This window comes from Arthrobacter sp. zg-Y1116, assembly GCF_024385485.1.
GTDB lineage: Bacteria > Actinomycetota > Actinomycetes > Actinomycetales > Micrococcaceae > Arthrobacter_B.
The window spans coordinates 353,046-372,148 of sequence record NZ_JANFLR010000002.1; the positions used below are offsets into that span (position 1 = coordinate 353,046).

Here is a 19,103-nt window from a genome sequence, read left to right on the forward strand (position 1 = left end):
TTACCGCTTCCCGCAGGAGGCAGAATGGAAGAGTGACTTCTCCGGCCTCTCCGCACCCAACCAACCCGCCCTTCGACCTTGCGGGCATAGGCAACGGGTTGGTCTTCGCCGAGTCGGTCCCGCAGCTCGCAGCGGCGCTGGGCGGAGGTGCCGGCGAAACGCACGGAGCGGGCACCGCCGTCGTCCAGGCCCCGCCCGGAACCGGAAAGACAACCCTGGTGCCGCCGCTCGTCGCCAACGTACTCACCCGCGGAGGGACGCGGCCGCGGGTGGTGGTCACCCAGCCGCGGCGCGTTGCGGTCCGTTCGGCGGCCCGCCGGCTGGCTGCGTTGGACGGCTCTGCCCTCGGCGGGCGGATCGGCTACACGGTCCGGGGCGAGAGCCGCACGGGACCCTCCACGCTGGTGGAATTCGTGACGCCGGGAATTCTGCTGCGCCGCCTGCTGGCCGACCCGGGCCTGGATGGAACGTCCGCCGTCATCCTGGATGAGGTCCATGAGCGGGGGCTGGAAACGGACCTCCTGCTTGGAATGCTCACCGAGGTCCGCCAGCTGCGCGAGGACCTGACCCTGGTGGCCATGTCCGCAACCCTCGACGCACCGCGGTTCGCCGCGCTGATCGGTTCGCCCGACGGCGCCGGGCCGGCTCCCGTGGTCGGCTGCCCGTCTGCGCTGCACCCGCTCGAAACGGTCTGGGCCCCCGCGCCGGTTCCCCGCTTCGATGAACGCGGCGTGACCCGCGGGTTCCTGGACCATGTCGCGGATACTGCGCTTCGGGCCCATTCCCACGCCATGGCCCGGGATCCGGATGTCGATGCCTTGGTGTTTGTGCCCGGCGCACGTGAGGTGTCCACCGTGGCGGGCCGGCTGCGTTCGCGTATTCCGGCGGGAACGGAGGTATTGGAACTGCATGGGCAGATTACGCCCGCCGAGCAGGACCGGGCCGTTTCCGGCCGCGGCCCGGGCGAGCCCGCCCGGATCATTGTGTCCACGTCACTGGCCGAATCCTCGCTGACCGTTCCTGGTGTCCGGCTGGTCATCGACTCGGGGCTTGCCCGCGAACCGCGCCGGGATGCGATGCGCGGGATGTCCGGCCTCGTCACTGTCTCCTGTTCCCGTGCCTCCGCCGAGCAGCGGGCCGGCCGCGCCGCCCGGCTGGGGCCGGGTACGGTGGTGCGCTGCTATGACGACAGGGCCTACGGAGCCGCGCCCGCCCACCAGACCCCGGAAATCGCCGTCGCGGACCTCACGGCCGCAGCCCTGGTGCTGGCATGCTGGGGTGCCCCGGGAGGTGAGGGCCTGTCCCTTCCCGACGCACCGCCGCCGGCCGCCATGCGCGACGCCCTCCAGGTGCTGCGCGGGATCGGTGCCGTGGACGCCGAGGGGCTGGCAACGCCCCGCGGCAAAACACTCGCGGGCGTGCCCGCCGATCCCCGGCTCGCACGGGCACTGCTCGACGGCGCCGGTGCGGTGGGTGCCCGGACCGCAGCCGAGGTCGTTGCCCTGCTTTCGGGGGACAACCGTGCACACGGGGCGGACCTCACCCGCTTGCTGGCCGGACTGCGGACCGGACGCGAGCCCGGTGAACGCCGGTGGTCCGAAGACGTCAGGAGGCTGGAACAGCTGGCCCGCCGGGAGAAGTCTGCCGGCCCTGCCGAACGGGAAGTCCCGGCCGGGGAAGCGCCGGGGTACGTGATTTCCCTGGCCTTCCCGGACCGGATTGCGCGGCGCGTTCCCGGCGCGGGCCCGGAGCGTTACCTGCTCGCCTCCGGAACCCGTGCCGGACTGCCCGCGGGCAGTTCCCTCACGGGACAGGACTGGCTGGCCGTCGCCGATGTGGCCCGGGCCGAGGGGCGCGACGCCGCCGGCACCGGTGCCGTGATCCGCGCTGCCGCCCCGTTGACCCTGGACACCGCGGAAGCCGCCGCCGAACACCTCGTCACGGACACTGTGGAGGCGGAATTCGCCGGCGGCCGGGTCACCGCGCGCCGGGAACACCGGCTCGGCGCAATCCTGCTCGGCTCCACCCCGGTACGCCCGTCCGCCGAGGAGGGACGGGCCGCCGTCGCCCGCGCCATGACGGCAAAGGGGCTGGAACTGGTCGGCTTCTCCACGGCCGCCGACGCGCTGCGCCGGCGCCTGGCCCTGCTGCACCGGGAACTGGGGGAGCCATGGCCGGATGTCAGCGAACCGGCCCTGCTGGCCCGGCTGCAGGACTGGCTCGGCCCCGAACTGGACGCCCTGGCCCGGGGAGCATCCGCCAACAGCATCGACCTCACCGATGCGCTGCGGCGGCTGCTGCCCTGGCCGGAGGCATCCCGGCTGGGCGACCTCGTCCCGGAACGGCTTGAGGTGCCCAGCGGTTCACGGGTCCGGATCGACTACCCGGATCCGGAGCACGACGACGGCGGCCGGCCGGTGGTGGCGGTCAAGCTGCAGGAGTGCTTCGGATGGGCCGAAACCCCGCGGCTCGTGGATGGACGCGTCCCGGTGCTCTTCCACCTGCTGTCCCCGGCAGGCAGGCCGCTGGCCGTCACCGACGACCTGGCATCCTTCTGGTCCGGACCCTATGCCCAGGTCCGGTCCGAGATGCGCGGCCGGTACCCACGGCACCCCTGGCCGGAGGACCCTTGGTCTGCCAAGGCCACGGCAAGGACAAAGGCCCGGATGTAACAGCGGATGCGAGGACCGTCACACGGGAAGCTGCCGGGCGTCGTCGTCCGCGGGTTCTAGGCTTGAACCGCGGCCCATGTGCCTTCGGCCGCAGTGAAAGGTTCGTTGTTTCCCGTGCAGCAGCATGTCCGTAGCTTCCTCACCGTGCCTCCGGGCCGCGGGCACCGGGTGCCTGCCGTCCGCGTGGCGATCGGGGTGTTCCTGCCGCTGCTGGTCCTGATCCTGCTGGGGCGGACCGACCTGACGATGTGCGCTATCTTCGGTTCGCTGACCGGTGTTTTCGGCCGTGCGGAACTGCACTGGCGGCGTCTGCAGCACCAGTCCCTGTCGGGCGTGTTGATGGTCCTGACCGTGCTGGCCGGTGTGTTCCTGTCCCTCTCCGGAGCGGATTCCTGGACGGTGGTGGGGGCGGGAACCGTGATCGCGGGCCTTATTGCGGCGGCTGCCAGTTATCTGAGGGTGCGCCCCGCCGGCCCGTTTACCTACATCTTCGCGTTTACCGCCACCTCCGCTGCACCGTTCTCCGGACGGTTGGAGGAGGCTGCGCTGACTGTGGCGGGCAGCGTGCTGCTCGCCGTGGCGCTGGGTTTTGCCGGCCGGCTGCACGCGCGCCGCCACACTCCACGGACATTGCTGCCGTACCGGCCGCCGTCCTGGGGGCGGATCCTGCGCCACTCGGGCCGGTACGCTGCTGCCGTTGCTGCCGCGGGTTCGATTTCGGCGGGGTTGGGGCTGGGACACGGATACTGGGCGATGCTCGCCGCCTGCGCTCCGATCGCGGCAGTGGACGCGGCCGGGGGAGTGACCCGCGCAGTGCACTTCATCCTGGGCACCTACGCCGGTGTGCTGGTCTCTGCGGTGCTGCTCCAGGTTCAGTGGTCGCCGGTCCAGCTGGCGGTGCTGTTGGCCATGCTGCAGCTATGCGGAGAGATTTACGCGGTGCTGCACTATGGCCTGGCAATGGTGTTCCTGACGCCGGTGGCCCTGCTGATGACGGGGTTTATTGCTACCCAGCCGGTGCTGGCCGTAACCCTGGACCGGGCCGTCCAAACGACCATAGGGGCGCTCGTGGCCCTGGCGGTCATTGCCGCCACCACCCGCAGGTCCGCGCCGGCTGCTAGGTCCTCGACGCACTGAAGAGCTGTGCCGAGCCTTCGACTTCGGCAGTCGTCGGGTCGCCCAGATAGAGCATGCTGGCACCCTGCTCCAAGTACGTGCTCACGTCGCCCACCCAGACCCTCGCTTCTCCCAGTGCGGCAAGCACAACGGTGAAACGTTCCAGCGGAATGGATGCGGTGCCGCCGTCGATCACGGTCCGTCGCAGGTCCAGGTCCTCACTCCAGAGCGGAATACGATCCTGGCGCTCATCAATACGCTCCACCTCAAGAAATGCGGGGCCGGGCTGGCCGTCGCCCAGGACCTGCTGCAGCTCGGCAACGTCCACGTAGTCCGTGGTTAACCCGGCCTTCAGCGCATTGTCCGACAGGCCCATAACCACCATGGCCTGGCCGGAGAGGTAGGAGTGGAGGCACCCCGCGGGGGTGACCATTGCCTCACCGGGGTCCAGCTTGATGAGGTTCATGCAGATGGCTATCAGAATTCCGCGGTCGCCCGGAAAAAGCGGCGCAAGCCGGCGGAAAACCGCCGCAGCGTCTGCCGCAGGACCTTCGGTTTCCGTCACCCCGGCCATGGCAGCCTCGGTTTCCCGCAGTGCACGGGCAGTCTCGGAAGACTGCATGCGGAGGAGGGCGTGCACCGGCATCTCATGCCGGAACGTCAATAAGGTATCAAGCCATGGAAGGTCCACCCCGTCGGCAATGGCACGGAGTTCTTCCCTGCTGCGCTGTCCAGACAGGACGCGAAGGGGAGTGAGGGATACCGCCACTTCAAACTTGGCGTACCTGTCCTTATAGTTTCGGTTTCCGGCGTTCAAAGGGACACCGCGGGTCTGTTCACGCACATAGCCGGCCAAAGCCTGGTCCGGCCGGGGGTGCAGCTGGATCGACTTGGGCACATCCGCGTCCATGAGGTGCATCCGGAAGGGGACAGGGCGCGCCGGCACTGCCTCCGGGTCGGAGAAATGGCGGGGATGGGAGCTCAGCAGCCGATGGAGGGCACCGGGCAGGTCATCGGGATCCCAGGTGATGACGGCACCTTTAGCGGACCGGGAATTCGCCGAGCTGTCTTGGCCCTGCTGCCCGCGGGGCTCTGCGGCGGCACTGTCCGTCAGTGCCTTCATCGCGGCTGCCGGGTTACGGGTTTCCCTTACCACGCCGTAGACGGCAGTCACGGGTACAGACCCTCCTTACTGATGGCAGGAGGGGTCAATCTCAATTCGCCGGGGTCTTGCCTCATATCGCTGATGGCCAATAGAGCAGCTTCCTTGAACGAGTCAGATGTCCGTCCAATTTTATCGGGTTTAGCGTGCGGTGTGGAGACTCCCGGGGCTCCCTGCTCGTTTACCCGCCGCTTCCGCCGCCCGCCCTGGGTGTGCGCCAGTCGATGCACTCAATGCAATAATTAACGAAATACTTACACATCCGAAAGAAGCAGGTGCGGTTATGAAACACGCGGCGCAGTCGGTCCGAAGCACGCACCGAGCGGACGGCTGAGCCGGTGGATTTCCTGATACTCCTGATCGGGCTGCTGTTCGGAACCGTGCTGGCCGCGGGAATCGGCGAACGCATCCGGCTGCCGTACCCCGTGCTGATGCTGATTTCCTCGGCCCTGATCGCGTTCCTGCCGATCATCCCCGAAGTGCACATCAACCCGGAGCTTATCCTTCCGCTGTTCCTCCCGCCGCTGCTCTTCGCAGCCGCCCAGCGCAGCTCCTGGTCCGTTTTCCGGCTGCGCTGGCGTTCCCTGGTACTGCTGGCGGTGGCGTTGGTGGCAGTCACCGTGGCTGTAGTGGCCGGTGTGTCCTGGGCCATGGTGCCGGCGCTCGGGCTGCCTGCCGCGATTGCCTTGGGGGCCATTGTTGCCCCGCCCGATCCGGTAGCCGTGGAAGCGGTTGCTGGAAAGGTCCGGATGCCGCGGCGGCTCATCACGGTGCTGCAGACCGAAGGCCTCTTCAACGACGCCATTGCCATTGTCATCTTCCAGGCCGCCGTCGCAGCGAGCACCAGCGGCGGGCACGTGGGTTGGGACGTGGTGCCGGACTTCCTCATTGCCGCAGCCGGCGCCGTGGTGCTGGGCCTGGCGATGGCCTGGGTCGTCGGTAGCCTGAACCGGTTCGTGCCGAACCTGGTGGCGCGTTCGGCGTCCACCCTCGTTGCACCCTTTGCCGTCTACCTGCTCGCCGAAGAAGTGCACTTCTCCGGAGTGGTCGCCGTCGTCGTCACCGCGTTGGAACTGGGCCGGCGGGCCCGCCCCCAGGACTCGGAGGAGCGCCTGACCCGAACCGCCTTCTGGGACGTGGTGGAGCTGCTGACCGCCGGCGCCGCGTTCGGCCTGGTGGGTATCGAGATGCGGTACATCATCAAGGACGAGGGTTCCCAGCTGCTGAGTTTCATTCCGGGCATCCTGGCCGTTTGCGCGGCCGTGCTGCTTGTCCGGTTCCTGTGGATGATGGCGATCTACCGGATGGGCGGGACTGAGAAGAACCATGTGCCGGGTTCGCTGAAAGAGGTCCTCGTGCTGTCCTGGTGCGGTATGCGCGGCCTGGCGACGCTTGCGCTTGCCCTCGCCCTGCCGGGCACCACGCTCGCCGGTGACGCGCTGCCCGGACGCAACTTCGTCGTAGCCTGCGCGTGCGCGGTCCTCGTGGTGACGCTGGTGCTGCCGGGATTGACGCTGCCGTGGCTGATGCGCGTCCTGAAGCTGCCTGACGACCATAAAGAGGCGGACCGGATGGAACGCGAACTCGCGCTCCGGGCCGAACGGGTGGCAATCGAGACGATGAAGCGCTCGACGGCCATCCAGCAGCTGCCGCCGGACCGCCGCGCCGCACTGGCCAAGCGGATGTCCTCGCTGCACGCCATGCTGGAGAGCGACGAGGAGGATGATTCGCAGAAGATGCTGGACCGGAAGGCGACCCTGGAAATCATGGACGTGGTCCAGCGCGAAGCGATGGACGCTGCCCGCCGGGAAGTACTCGATGCCCGCCGGCAGGCCGGCATGGATCCGGAGGCCGTGGACCGTGTCCTGCGCCGCCTGGATCTGCGCACCGTCACCTTGGACCGCCCGGAACGCCACTAGACTTCCTGAACATGAGCAAGAACGTGGAATCCTGGCCGCATCTCGGCGTCGCATGGCTGGTGCAGTCGGCCGCGGCTGCGACACTGGCCGTCGCCGTCGTTGTGCTGCAGCTCTGGGTCTTTCCCGAAACCGTCCAGGCGGTAGTGCTGCTGGCCCTGATCCTGGCCTCGGCGGTAATGCTGCTGGTGTCCGCTCCGCTGGTCTTCGACTGGATCCGCAACCGGTTCCGGCGTCCCTGGGCAGTGCTGGTCCTCACCGCGGCGGCCGCGATAGCGGGCGGCTGCTGGATGGTGGTGCTGTTTGTGCTGGGGTTCGGATTGCTGGTCACCGGGTTCTAGCCGGTTCAAGCCGCCTCCAGCCTCCGGCCCGGGTTCCCGGTTCAGCGCTGGGCGAATATCCGGCGGAACACGCCGGGCGGACGGGCACGGTAGTCCGGGCAGGCAGGTGCCGGCGCATAGGATTGCAGGCCGGGCCCGCTGAAGTGCCGTCCGTTTCCGCGCCCACTGCATGCGGCGCACCCGCATCATGAATAGGACCTTCCCTCTTTGAGTATCGATCCCTCCGCAAAGCCCGTGCCTGCCGCCGGAACCTCCCGGCGCGCCGCAACGACGTCGGCTCCGTCCACCCTGGATCCGCGCACCAAGACCGTGATCGGCCTGCTGCTGGTCTCCTCGTTTGTGGTCATCCTGAACGAAACCATCATGAGCGTGGCGCTGCCGCGGCTCATGGCCGACCTGGACATCACGGCGGGAACCGCCCAGTGGCTGACCACCGGCTTTATGCTGACCATGGCCGTGGTCATCCCGGCCACCGGCTTCCTGCTGCAGCGCTTCTCCATGCGCGGCCTGTTCCTGACCGCCATGTCCCTGTTCAGCGCCGGGACGCTGCTGGCGGCCCTGGCCCCCGGGTTCGGCACCCTGCTGGGCGGCCGGATCATCCAGGCCGGCGGCACCGCCATCATGCTCCCGCTGCTGATGACCACCGTCCTGAATGCTGTTCCGGCACATAAGCGCGGACAGATGATGGGCACCATTTCCATCGTCATCGCAGTTGCACCGGCCATCGGCCCGACGGTCTCCGGAATCATCCTCAACGCCCTGGACTGGCGCTGGATGTTCTGGCTGGTCCTGCCCATCGCCCTGCTCTCGCTGGGGCTGGGCGCGATGAAGATCGAGAACCTCACGGAAACCAAGCGCGTGCCGTTCGACGTGCTGTCGATCGTGTTGTCCACCTTCGCCTTCGGCGGCCTCATCTTCGGCCTCAGCAGCATCGGCGAGGCTGCACAGGGCAAGGAACTGATGCCGCTGTGGATCCCGCTGGCCGTCGGCGTCCTGGCCATGGCCGGCTTTGTGCTGCGGCAGCTGGTGCTCCAGCGTACCGACCGCGCCCTGATGGATCTGCGCACCTTCACCAGCAAGCCCTTCGTGGTGGCGATCATCATGGTCCTGGTGTCCATGATGGCGCTGTTCGGCTGCCTGATTGTGCTGCCCCTGTACCTGCAGAACGTGCTGGGCCTGGACACGCTTCACACCGGGCTGCTGCTGCTCCCCGGCGGTGCCGTGATGGCCATCCTCTCGCCGATTGTCGGCAACCTGTTTGACCGTTTCGGTCCCCGCCCGCTGGTGGTTCCGGGCGCACTGGTGCTCAGCGGTGCCCTGTGGGGAATGACCTTGCTGACCGAAGAAACCCCCGTTGGCCTCGTGATCCTGATGCACTGCCTGCTGAACGCCGGGCTGGGCTTCATTTTCACTCCGCTGTTCACCTCTGCCTTGGGTTCGCTGGACAAGTCGCTGTACTCCCACGGCAGTGCCATCATCAACACGCTGCAGCAGCTTGCCGGCGCCGCCGGCACGGCCGTTTTCATCACCCTGATGACCACCGGTACGACGGCGGCCCTGGCCGACGGCGCGTCAGCGGTCTCCGCAGCCGCCTCGGGCGTGCACACGGCGTTCTTCTGGGGTGCGGTTGTCTCACTGGTAGCCGTCGCGGCGTCGTTCCTGGTCCGCAGGCCCACCAACGAGCTGCCCGAGGGCATGGCCGTCCACTAGCCGCCGGTCCGGTTGCCCTAGGAGCGGCCGGTCCGGGCTACTAGCCTTGGTTAGGCACGCGTGATCCGCCGGGGGCTGCACCCAGGGAAGTGACGCCATGTCCGAACCTGCGAAGGATGGACTCCTCGGGCACAACCGGGTCCGGACCCTGCTGGCACTGGCAGTTCCGGCGGTCCTCATCGGCGTCGTGTCGGCGCTGGTCCTGTTCGCCCTCGACGAGCTCAGCCGGCTCCTGCAGCACCTCATCTGGGACAACCTGCCAGCCGCCGTCGGGGTCGACCCCGACGGCGGCTGGTGGATTTTCGGCACCCTGACCCTCACCGGGCTCGCCGTCGGGCTCATCGTCCGCTACGCGCCGGGCCATGCCGGTCCGGATTCGGCGGTGTCGGAGCTTGGTGGTGCCGCCCTGCCCGTCGGGGTGGTGCCTTCCCTGGCCGCCGTCGCGGTCCTCGGACTGGCCGGCGGTGTCAGCCTGGGCCCGGAGAATCCGATCATCGCCATCAACACCGCCCTGTTGACGGTGCTGATCGGCCGGTCGTTTACCCGTGTCCCGGCCCGGCTGATCGTCGGACTGACGGTGGCGGGAACCGTCGGCGCACTGTTCGGCACCCCGGTGGCCGCGGCGCTGCTCTTCACCGGCATGGCCGGGACCCTCAAGACCGGGGGCGCGCTCTTCGACCGGCTCTTCCTTCCGCTCGTCTCCGCCGGCGCCGGGGCGGTGACCATGACCCTGTTCGGCGGCACACTGCTGCGGATCGAACTACCGCCCATGGGCAGCCCCGACGGCTGGGACGTGCTGGCCGGGTTCGTTATCGCGCCGCTGGCAGCGGCCTTCGGACTGTTGGGCGTCGCCGTCTTCGCACAGGTGCACCGGTGGTTCCACCGACTCGGCAATCCCGTCCTCTTCACCACGCTCGGCGGAGCGCTGCTGGGCCTGCTGGGAGTGGCCGGCGGGACAATCACGTTGTTCAAGGGCGCCGAGGAGTCAGCCGAACTGCTGCAGCACCGAGGCGATGAACCGGCCTGGGCCCTGGTGTACCTGGCGGTGGTCAAGCTCGCCGCCCTGGTAATCTCCGCGGCTGCCGGCTTCCGCGGCGGCCGCATCTTCCCGGCGGTGTTCATCGGGGTGGCCGCGGGCCTGGCGGTTTCGGCCGTCGTGCCGGCAGTGCCGGTGAGCCTGGCGGTGGCCGCTGCAGTGCTGGGGCTGGTGCTTGCCGTTGCCCGGGACGGCTGGATGGCGCTCTTCATCGCCGTGGTCATCACCGGTGACGTGACCGTTACCGCCGTCCTGTGCCTGGCGCTGCTGCCCGCGTGGCTGGTGGTCACCAACGCCCCGCACATGCTCGCGGCCGAAGAAGCGCACGCTTGACCAGTACTGTGGCGCGGCTCATACTAAATGAACGATTAGTTAGTACCTTCCGTCAGGAGCCTCCATGACCGTCACACAGACCGCGCGCCCAGCCTTCGACCCCACCGCGGTGGGCGACGTCGACGCCGACCTCTACCTTCTCGATGAGCTGCTGGACGACGAGGCCCGCGACGTGCGGGACCGGGTCCGGGCGTTCGTTGACAACGATCTGCTGCCGGTCATCAATGACTACTGGGAGCGGGCGGAGGTCCCCTACGAGCTGATTCCCAAGCTGGCCGCGCTGAACATCGCTGGCGGCACCATCAAGGGCTACGACTGCCCGGGCATGAGCCGCATGGCCGCCTCCACCGCCGCAGCTGAGCTCGCCCGGGGCGACGGCTCCATCAACACGTTCTTCGGGGTGCACTCCGGCCTCGCCATGGGCAGCATCGACATGCTCGGCAGCGAGGAGCAGAAGCAGCGGTGGCTGCCGCCCATGGCCAGGTTCGAGAAGATCGGCGCGTTTGCCCTGACCGAACCCACCCACGGGTCCGATTCCGTGTCGCTGGAAACCACCGCCCGCCGCGAGGGCGATTCCTACATCCTGAACGGCAACAAGCGGTGGATCGGCAATGCCAGCTTTGCGGACATTGTGATCATCTATGCCCGAGACGAGGCCGACGGTGCAGTCAAGGCGTTCGTTATGGAAAAGGATGCCGACGGCAACCACCCTGCCGGCTACCAGGCGACCGTGATCACCGGCAAGATCGGCAAGCGTGCCGTGCTGCAGCCGGACATCGTCATCGAGGACCTCCGCATTCCCGCGGAGAACCGCCTGGAGAACTGCAACTCGTTCAAGGACGTCAACAAGGTGCTGGCCGCGACCCGCGGGGGAGTCGCGTGGGAAGCGCTGGGTCACGCCGTGGCCGCGTACGAGATTGCCGTGGCCTATGCCAAGGACCGGGTGCAGTTCGGCCAGCCCCTTGCCGGGTTCCAGCTGGTGCAGAACAAGCTCGCGAACATGCTCGCCCAGGTCACCGCGATCAAGCTGACCTGTTTCCGCCTCAACGAGCTCGGCGACCAGGGGAAGATGACCGGTCCCATGGCATCCATGGCCAAGATGTTCGCCGCCCGGCAGGGCCGCTGGGTCTGCTCGGAGGCACGCGACATCATGGGCGGCAACGGCCTGCTTCTGGAGAACCATGTGGCCCGGCACCTGACCGACATGGAGGTGGTGTTCACCTATGAGGGCACCGATTCCATGCAGTCACTGATCCTGGGCCGCCACATCACCGGACTGTCCGCGTTCGCCTAGGGGTCCCGGGCCGGCGGAGATCAGCGCACCCGCAGGCCCAGGACCTGCCCGGTGCCGGGGGTGGCCGGATCCATCACCTCCGGCCACTGGGCGGTCATCATAAACAGCAGGCCGCCGTCGTCGCCGCCGGTGGCGCAGGAGAAACAGCCCTGGTCCAGCTGCACCGTTTCCACCACGGCCCCGCCCTCCCGGACGCGGACGCAGCGTTCGCCGGGCACTTCGGCGAACCAGATGCCCCCGGTGCCGTCCCAGCAGATACCGTCCGGAGCGCTGCCCGAAACCGCTGCCCATTCCCCGGCAGGCGTGAGGGCGCCGTCGTCTGCAATGGCGAAGGACGCCAGGCGTCCTGCGTTGGATTCAGCCACCACGAGGGCGGCGCCGTCGTCGGAGACCAGCATGCCGTTGGGGAAGGCCAGGCCGTCCGCCACCTGCACCACTGAACCGTCCGGCCGGATGAGCGCGATGATCCCGCTGCTTTGCGGGTCAGCCGAATAGTCGTAGCCCAAGCCGTTCACATAGATGTTGCCGGAGGGATGCACGGCAATCTCGTTCCAGGGGTGCTCCGACAGTCCGCTCAAATCCGCGTGCGGGACCAGTCCCGCATTGGGAATCTCCAGGAAGACGGTCCGGTCCGTCCCGGAGACCACGGCCATCCGCCCGTCCGGCAGCCAGTCAAAGCTGATTGGAAAGGACGGCACCGCCGTCACCCGCCGCAGGTCCCCGTCCGGGTTCAGTGCGGAGATGGTCCCCGCCGTCCAGTCCGCGAACCAAAGTTCGTCGGCGTGCCAGCGGGCGGACTCGCCCATGCCGATCCCGGAGACCAGCGTTGTCGGTTCAGCCATGCTGCACCTCGCTTGTTGAGGTTCGGGCTTCCAGTATGACGGGCACCCCGAAGCGGACAACAGGCCTAGGGCTTCGACGGTCCGGCCGCGCCCAGCATCCGCAGGGCCAGCCGGCTGTGGTGTTCTCCGATGCCGGCTGCTGTCTGCCGTCCGTCGTTGCGGTACCAGCGGGCCACGTCCACGCAAAGGGAGAGCAGGGCGAGGACGGCAAGGCCGGTGTCCTCGACGTCGAACACGCCTTCCTGCCGTCCGCGGTCGACGACGGTCCGGAACTCTGCGTCCACGGCCCGGCGGATCTTCAGCACCTCGGCCCGGTGGTCCTCCGTAAGGGCAGCCAGCTCGAAGTTCACCACGCTGGACTTGGTGCGGTTGGCTGCCTGCCACTGGACGAAGTCACGCACCATGGTCGAGATCTGCTGCACCGGATCGCTGCTTGAGGCGGCACCGGAGCGGACCAGTTCCAGGGTCCGCTCGTGGCCGAGGCGGGAAATGCTGTAGAGCAGCTCTTCCTTGGAACGGTGGTGGACATAGACGGCGCCGGGAGTGACCCCGGCCGCCGTTGCAATGTCGCGGGTGGTGGTGCCGTGGAAGCCCTTCGCCGCGAAGGCCTCCGTGGCGGAATCCAGCAGGCGCTGGCCCGTACCTGTTGCGGGCACCTGTACCTCCGGATGATGAGCGGAATGAGCGTTCAGCAACCAGAGTAGCAGTGGGACCGGCCGCCGCTAGGCGAGACGCGAACGGACGATTTCGCTCACGGTCTTGCCGTCGAACCGTCCTGCCACTTTGGCGGTCACGGGCTTCATGACCTGTCCCATCTGCCGCCTCGTGGGCTCTTCCCCGCCGGCACGCAGATCAGCGATTGCTTCATCCACAATGGCCTCCACGTCGGCACGGGTCAGGGGTGCGGGCAGGTAGGCTTCGATGATCTCTGCCTCGGCCGTCTCGGAGGCAGCACGCTCGGTCTCGCCGGCCTCCGTGTAGATCCCGGCCGTATCCCGGCGCTTGGCGGCTTCCTTCTGCAGCAGGGACACAATCTGGACGTCGTCGAGCTCCACCGGCGTCTTCCCGGACTTCTCCCGGGTGGTGATTTCGCCCAGTACGTTGCGCACGGTGGTCAGGGCAACGCGGTTGCCCGATTTCATGTGCATCTTCATATCCGCCTGCAGCTGTTCTTTCAAAGTGCCCATGGTCCTCGTCCTTACGGTGATGTAGTGCTTTCCTTTCCCATCGTCCCCTATGCGGGCGGGTCCAGGCGTTCAGCCCGCGTCAATGACCGCCTGCGGCGGCGGTCACAGCGTCCGGAATCACAGCGCAAAAGGTCGATAGTTGTCTTGAGGCAATCAAAACAACTGTTAGGGTTTTAGGTATGCAGAACGCGGCGGAAACAGCAGAAACCCTGGCCGGAAACATCCGGTCAGCGGGGCTGAAATCCACGTCACAACGCGTAGCAGTGCTGGGAGCGCTGCAGCGGGAACCGCATTCCAGTGCCGACAAGGTCCTGGCTTCCGTTCGGTCGGAACTGCCGGGTATTTCCGCGCAGGCCGTCTACGGCATCCTGTCCGCCTTTACCGAGGCCGGACTGGCCCGGCGGGTAGAGCCCGCCGGTTCGCCGGCACTCTACGAGTCGCGGGTGGGGGACAACCACCACCACCTGGTCTGCATCCGCTGCGGAGCCATCAAGGACGTCGACTGCGTGATCGGCCAGGCACCCTGCCTGACCCCGTCGGACGATTCCGGCTTTACCGTACTGGCTGCCGAAGTCACCTTCAGCGGCATCTGCAGCACCTGCGCCATGCAGGCGGATTCCTCCGCCCGCTAAGGCGCACCACCGCCCAAATAAACGGCGGGCACCAATCAACGGCGACACATCCCGGGCTGAACGCTGCCCAAAACCTGCCGCCACGGCCCGAGTCTCACCCCAAGCGTCAACTGAGGAGACACCATGACCACTTTGATCAATCGAAACGCAGCCCCGGCCGCCACCGAAAACGCCGCACCCCGCACGGCCACCACCGAAAACGCCGCACCCCGCAAAGCCACCACCGGCAGCACCGTTGCCCCCGCGGCGTCGCAGTCCGCTCCGGCAACCCAGCCCCGTCGTCCGGGCACCTACACCACCTGCTACGGCCGCCCGCTGGGAACCCCGCGTGCCGAGGGAACCTACGTCTCCACCGGCCGCCGGGCGCTCACCCGTGCCCGTAACCTCGGCAGCTACGTGGACACCGCCACGCACCTCAACCGCCGCCCCCAGGGCAGCTACACCCTGCGCGGCTAGTCTCGCCGCCGCGTGCGGCATCAGCCGATAGGATGAATGGTCGTTGTCCCGCGGGGCGAGGAAACCAACCCCTTTGAGAGGACACCATGAGCCTGATCCGGCTGCAGGACGTCAATACTTCCTTCGAGAACAAGCAGGTGCTGCGTGAAGCGTTCCTGCGGCTCGATCCCAAGGACCGGATCGGCCTGATCGGCCGGAACGGCTCCGGCAAATCCACCATCCTGAAACTGGTCCTGGACCAGGTCCAGCCGGACTCGGGCACCGTGACCGTGGAACCGGGCGTGAAGATCGGTTACTTCTCCCAGTTCTCCGAACTGGACGGGCAGGCCAGCATTGCCGAGGTCCTGGATTCCGTCTTCACGGAAATCAAGGACGTCGAGGCTGAGCTGGCGGGGATTGATGAAGCCATTGCAACCGATCCCGCGGGCAAGGAAATGGACCGGCTCATCCGCCGCCAGTCCGAACTGTTCGAGACCATGGACCGGCTCGACGGCTGGGACTACCCGCGCCGCATCGACAGCGTGCTCACCACCCTCGGCTTCACCGCCGCACACCGTGTCTGCCCGATCGATGCCCTCTCCGGTGGCTGGCGGAACCGTGCGGCGCTGGCCAAGATCCTGCTGGAACAGCCTGAAGTGCTCCTGCTCGACGAACCCACCAACTACCTCGACGTGGCCGGCGTCGAATGGCTCGAGGGCTGGTTCCGCGACTTCCGGGGAGCAGCCATCATCGTCTCGCACGACCGGAAGTTCCTCGACGCCGTCGTGACCCGCATCGTGGAGGTGGAGAACTTCCACCTGCACGAATACCCGGGAAATTTCGCGGAGTACGTGGTGCAGAAGCAGTTCCGCTTGAAGAACCTCCAGGCCCAGTTCGTCCACGAGGCGGAACTGCTGGCCTTTGAAGCCGAAGGCATTGCGGACCGCCGCGAGGCGGCCAAAGCCGGCGGGCGGCTCAGCACCCAGCTGGCCCGGATCAAGAAATCCCGTGCGCCCCGGCCCGTGGACGAAATCATCACCGGCATCTACGACGGCCTGCACGTCAAGGACGTGCTTGGCCGCGTCCGCGGCGTGTCCAAGTCCTACGGGGAAAAGGTCCTCTTCGAGGACCTGAGCTTCGAGGTGAACAAGGGGGACCGCATCGCGGTCACTGGAACCAACGGCAGCGGCAAGACCACGCTGCTGCGCGTGCTCACGGGCGAAGAACAGCCCGACGCCGGAGAGGTCACCTGGCCGAAGGGGCCGGCCATGGTTTCCTACAACCAGATGCTGGCGGAACTCGACGACGCCGACACCGTCACCCATGCGGTCAACTCGCTGCCGGGATCCCTCGCCTTCAGCGCCACGAAAAAGTCCGTCAACCGGTTCCTGACCATGTTCCAGTTCTCCGAAGCGGACCTGGTGCAGAAGATCGGCAACCTTTCCGGCGGGCAGCGCGCCCGCGTCGCCATGGCCCAGTGCCTGCTGTCGGGGGCTCCCGTCCTGCTGCTGGACGAACCGACCAACCACCTGGACATGTCCAGCACGCAGGTCATGGAACGCGCCCTGCTGCATTTCCCGGGCGCCGTCATCGTGGTCAGCCACGACCGGTTCTTCACCGAAAAAATCGCTACCCGCTGGCTCGTCTTCGGTGCCGACGGAGCGCAGCCGGGGCAGGTCACCATCCGCGAGGCCTAGGGCGCCGACACCAATTCGGCGCGGCGCCTGTCGGGGTGCCCGATGCGCCGCTAATGTCGGGGGGTGTTCGACGGACCCAGCCTTGTCTTCTTTGCAGCCGGCCTAGCAGTCTTCCTTGCAGCCGTGCTGCCCAAGGTGCTGCGCAATGTTCCGGTTTCCATGCCCATGGTGTTCCTTGGCGCGGGAATCCTGGCGTTCAGCCTCCTGAAGGACCTGCCGGACCCGGATCCGGTGCGGTATGGAGAATTCACGACGCACCTGACCGAGGTGTGCGTGATTATTTCCTTGATGGGCGCGGGACTCGCACTGGACCGCCCGGTCGGCTGGCGGCGGTGGTCCACTACCTGGCGGATGCTGGGCATTGCCATGCCGCTGAGCCTGCTGGGCCTGACGCTGCTGAACCTTTGGGTCCTCGGCGTCGGCCTGGCTGCGGCCATCCTGTTGGCCGCAGCGCTGGCCCCGACCGATCCGGTCCTGGCCTCCGAGGTCCAGGTAGGCGAACCCGCCGACGATGAGGAAGAGGACTCGGAGGGCGAAGCCGAAGACGAGGTCCGCTTCGGACTGACCTCCGAAGCCGGGTTGAACGACGGCCTGGCGTTCCCGTTTGTCTACCTCGCCATCGGCATGAGCCTGGTGGGGACGGCGCCGTCGGACTGGTTCCCGCACTGGATTGCCGTGGACGTTTTCTGGCGGATCGGGATGGGCGTCCTCCTTGGCCTCGTCACGGGCAAGGTCCTGAGCCGCCTCTTCTTCTCCGCACGGCTGGAAAGCATCCGTCTCTCCAACCACTCCGAAGGCTTCGTGGCCCTGGCGGCCACCTTCCTGGCCTACGGCATCACCGAGATGCTGGACGGCTACGGTTTTGTTGCCGTCTTCGTCTGTGCCGTTACCATCCGGGCCGCTGAACGTACCCACGGCTACCATCGGGTGCTGCACAGCTACGTGGAGCAGCTGGAACGGCTGCTGACCGTGGTCCTGCTGCTGCTGCTCGGCGGCGCCATTGCCCGCGGACTGCTGTCCGGCATCGGCTGGCGCGAGATGGCGGTGGCCGCGGCCTTCCTGCTGGTGGTCCGGCCCCTTGCCGGCTGGCTGGGCCTGCTGGGCGGCAAGCCGGGCCCCCGCGAGCGGATGGCCATCGCCTTCTTCGGCGTCCGCGGGATCGGCTCCCTTTATTACCTCGGCTACGCACTGGGTAAGGGGAACTTCGACGGCGCCGAGCAGCTGTGGGGGCTGCTGGGCCTGGTGGTGGCCTCCTCCATCGTGCTGCACGGAATCACGGCGGCACCGGTGATCAACCGGCTGGACCGGATCCGCCGGAAGACGGCCGTGGAACGCTTCGGCGAGGAACGGCCGGATACGGCCGTCTAACTCTTTCCGCCCGGCCGGGGCGCTGTTAGCTTGGCGCCATGGGTACCCCCGTCCACGGCACGGAGGATCCCTGGCCCGCGGGACCAAGGGTGACGCCGCCGATACTGATGGCCCAGTCCTGGGCCGGAACCGTTTTCCTCCACTGGCGCCTTCCCGCGTCTGCTGCCGCACCGTACATGCCGCCCGGCGTCGAACCGGATGTCTTCCACGGTTCCACCTGGGTGGGGCTGGTGGGGTTCCTGGCGCGGGAGACCCGGATATTCGGGCGGGTCCCCGTTCCGTTTTTCGGGTCCTTCACCGAAATCAACGTGCGCCTGTATTCTCGCGGCAGCGACGGCAGCCGCGGGGTGCTCTTCCTGACCCTGGACGCCTCCCGGCTGGTTCCGGTCCTCGTTGCCCGCACCCTGCACATTCCGTATGTCTGGTCCCGCTGCCGCCCCGCGCGTTCCGGCCGGGAGCCGGGGTACGACGTCGAGCGGTTCGGGAAACAGCCCCGCTCGTCCTTCGCCGTGGTGCCGGACTATGCGCGGCAGGCGGACGATGGCCTGTCCCTGCTGCTTACCGCACGGTTCGGCCTGCATGCGGTCTTCGCAGGCAGGACGGTGTTCATTCCCAACTCGCACCGGCCCTGGCCGCTGTATCCGGCCCGGCTGACGCGTTTCCACGATGGACTGGTGCCTGCGGCCGGGCTTCCCGTTGAAGGGCCGCCGGACACCGTGCATTACTCACCCGGTGTGCGCACCTTCTTCGGCCGTCCGCGACGGATTGCCTGAGCCGGCCAGTTCCCGGCGCAGGCCGCGTTCGCCCTGCCGCATCAGCAGCGAGTGGGCTGCGGTGAAGACCGGCCGTGCCACGGGGGTGAGCAGGCGCATCCAGGGCCGGGTGGGCCGAACCCTCCAGTCGATGTCCATCCGGGTCTGCGCCGCGCCACCGGGGGCGTTCCCGGGAGCGGCCGCCGGCACGGGGAACAGGCGGATCCGGCCGGTGCCCGCCAGGTCTCCGCCGGCGTCGAACTCTATGATCCGTGGCCGGGCCGCGGCGGTCGGGTGGATGGTGATGGACAGGTGATAGCCCAATGCTGCACGGAAGCGCAGACGGACGGTAGTGGCCAGCAGTTCCGCAGTCGGGTCTGCGGTTTCGGCGTCTGCTTCGGCGCGCGGATCGGTGGCGAGGTCCTGGAGCGTGCAGCCGGGCCACCAGCGCGGCCAGCTCATGTCCGGGCTGGCCACGGTCTCCCACACCGCCTCGGGGGTCGCGTCGAGCAGCCAGCTGGAGGGGAGGATGTAGAGACCGGGCATTACTTCAGCATGCCATCCGCGATCCGGCGGGCCGAAACGGGATGCCGCGGTGGCGAAACAGACT

At 67.7% G+C, this 19,103-nt stretch carries 17 protein-coding genes; 12 read left to right on the top strand and 5 right to left on the bottom strand.

Annotated features, from left to right (window positions below; translation table 11 throughout):
- Positions 1-32 precede the first annotated feature (32 nt).
- The gene (gene hrpB, locus NNX34_RS08435; RefSeq protein ID WP_255766069.1) at positions 33-2,672 is read left to right on the top strand and encodes an ATP-dependent helicase HrpB; all 2,640 of its coding nucleotides are present in this window, start codon (positions 33-35) and stop codon (positions 2,670-2,672) included.
- A gap of 114 nt (positions 2,673-2,786) precedes the next feature.
- Entirely contained in the window at positions 2,787-3,809 is a 1,023-nt protein-coding gene (locus NNX34_RS08440) for an FUSC family protein (RefSeq protein ID WP_255766070.1), read from the top strand.
- On the opposite strand, the gene NNX34_RS08445 is transcribed toward NNX34_RS08440, so the two are convergent.
- Positions 3,790-4,962: a hypothetical protein gene (locus NNX34_RS08445; RefSeq protein WP_255766071.1), complete on the bottom strand. Its 1,173-nt coding sequence runs from the start codon at positions 4,960-4,962 to the stop codon at positions 3,790-3,792. The genes NNX34_RS08440 and NNX34_RS08445 overlap by 20 nt on opposite strands.
- Before the next feature lie 326 nt (positions 4,963-5,288).
- Here NNX34_RS08445 and NNX34_RS08450 point away from each other — a divergent pair, with 326 nt between their 5' ends.
- The 5 genes from NNX34_RS08450 (at position 5,289) to NNX34_RS08470 (ending at position 11,580) form a co-directional block, all read left to right on the top strand.
- Positions 5,289-6,869, top strand: coding sequence for a Na+/H+ antiporter (locus NNX34_RS08450; protein ID WP_255766072.1), 1,581 nt, complete (start codon positions 5,289-5,291; stop codon positions 6,867-6,869).
- A gap of 11 nt (positions 6,870-6,880) precedes the next feature.
- Positions 6,881-7,207: a hypothetical protein gene (locus NNX34_RS08455; protein WP_255766073.1), complete on the top strand. Its 327-nt coding sequence runs from the start codon at positions 6,881-6,883 to the stop codon at positions 7,205-7,207.
- Between the two features lie 207 nt (positions 7,208-7,414).
- Entirely contained in the window at positions 7,415-8,917 is a 1,503-nt protein-coding gene (locus tag NNX34_RS08460; RefSeq protein WP_370647009.1) for an MDR family MFS transporter, read from the top strand.
- 97 nt (positions 8,918-9,014) lie between these two features.
- Entirely contained in the window at positions 9,015-10,286 is a 1,272-nt protein-coding gene (locus NNX34_RS08465) for an ion channel protein (protein ID WP_255766074.1), read from the top strand.
- 64 nt (positions 10,287-10,350) lie between these two features.
- Positions 10,351-11,580, top strand: coding sequence for an acyl-CoA dehydrogenase family protein (locus NNX34_RS08470; RefSeq protein WP_255766075.1), 1,230 nt, complete (start codon positions 10,351-10,353; stop codon positions 11,578-11,580).
- A gap of 20 nt (positions 11,581-11,600) precedes the next feature.
- Here NNX34_RS08470 and NNX34_RS08475 read toward each other — a convergent pair whose 3' ends face one another.
- The 3 genes from NNX34_RS08475 to NNX34_RS08485 form a co-directional block, all read right to left on the bottom strand.
- A complete protein-coding gene (locus NNX34_RS08475) occupies positions 11,601-12,422 on the bottom strand; it encodes an SMP-30/gluconolactonase/LRE family protein (RefSeq protein ID WP_255766076.1) in 822 nt (273 codons plus the stop codon).
- Positions 12,423-12,487: 65 nt separating this feature from the next.
- Positions 12,488-13,078: a TetR/AcrR family transcriptional regulator gene (locus tag NNX34_RS08480; RefSeq protein WP_255766078.1), complete on the bottom strand. Its 591-nt coding sequence runs from the start codon at positions 13,076-13,078 to the stop codon at positions 12,488-12,490.
- A 66-nt stretch (positions 13,079-13,144) separates the two neighbouring features.
- Positions 13,145-13,609: a GatB/YqeY domain-containing protein gene (locus tag NNX34_RS08485; protein ID WP_255766079.1), complete on the bottom strand. Its 465-nt coding sequence runs from the start codon at positions 13,607-13,609 to the stop codon at positions 13,145-13,147.
- A gap of 179 nt (positions 13,610-13,788) precedes the next feature.
- On the opposite strand from NNX34_RS08485, the gene NNX34_RS08490 reads away from it, so the two are divergent.
- From NNX34_RS08490 to NNX34_RS08510, 5 genes are all read left to right on the top strand, one after another.
- Entirely contained in the window at positions 13,789-14,241 is a 453-nt protein-coding gene (locus NNX34_RS08490; protein WP_255766080.1) for a Fur family transcriptional regulator, read from the top strand.
- 123 nt (positions 14,242-14,364) lie between these two features.
- On the top strand, positions 14,365-14,697 hold the full coding sequence (locus NNX34_RS08495; RefSeq protein ID WP_255766081.1) for a hypothetical protein: 333 nt from the start codon (positions 14,365-14,367) through the stop codon (positions 14,695-14,697).
- Between the two features lie 86 nt (positions 14,698-14,783).
- On the top strand, positions 14,784-16,373 hold the full coding sequence (locus tag NNX34_RS08500; protein WP_255766082.1) for an ABC-F family ATP-binding cassette domain-containing protein: 1,590 nt from the start codon (positions 14,784-14,786) through the stop codon (positions 16,371-16,373).
- 63 nt (positions 16,374-16,436) lie between these two features.
- The gene (locus NNX34_RS08505; RefSeq protein ID WP_255766083.1) at positions 16,437-17,741 is read left to right on the top strand and encodes a sodium:proton antiporter; all 1,305 of its coding nucleotides are present in this window, start codon (positions 16,437-16,439) and stop codon (positions 17,739-17,741) included.
- A 38-nt stretch (positions 17,742-17,779) separates the two neighbouring features.
- Positions 17,780-18,514, top strand: coding sequence for a YqjF family protein (locus NNX34_RS08510; protein ID WP_255766084.1), 735 nt, complete (start codon positions 17,780-17,782; stop codon positions 18,512-18,514).
- Here the strand turns inward: NNX34_RS08510 and NNX34_RS08515 are convergent.
- Entirely contained in the window at positions 18,467-19,039 is a 573-nt protein-coding gene (locus NNX34_RS08515) for a hypothetical protein (protein WP_255766085.1), read from the bottom strand. The genes NNX34_RS08510 and NNX34_RS08515 overlap by 48 nt on opposite strands.
- Between the last annotated feature and the right edge of the window lie 64 nt (positions 19,040-19,103).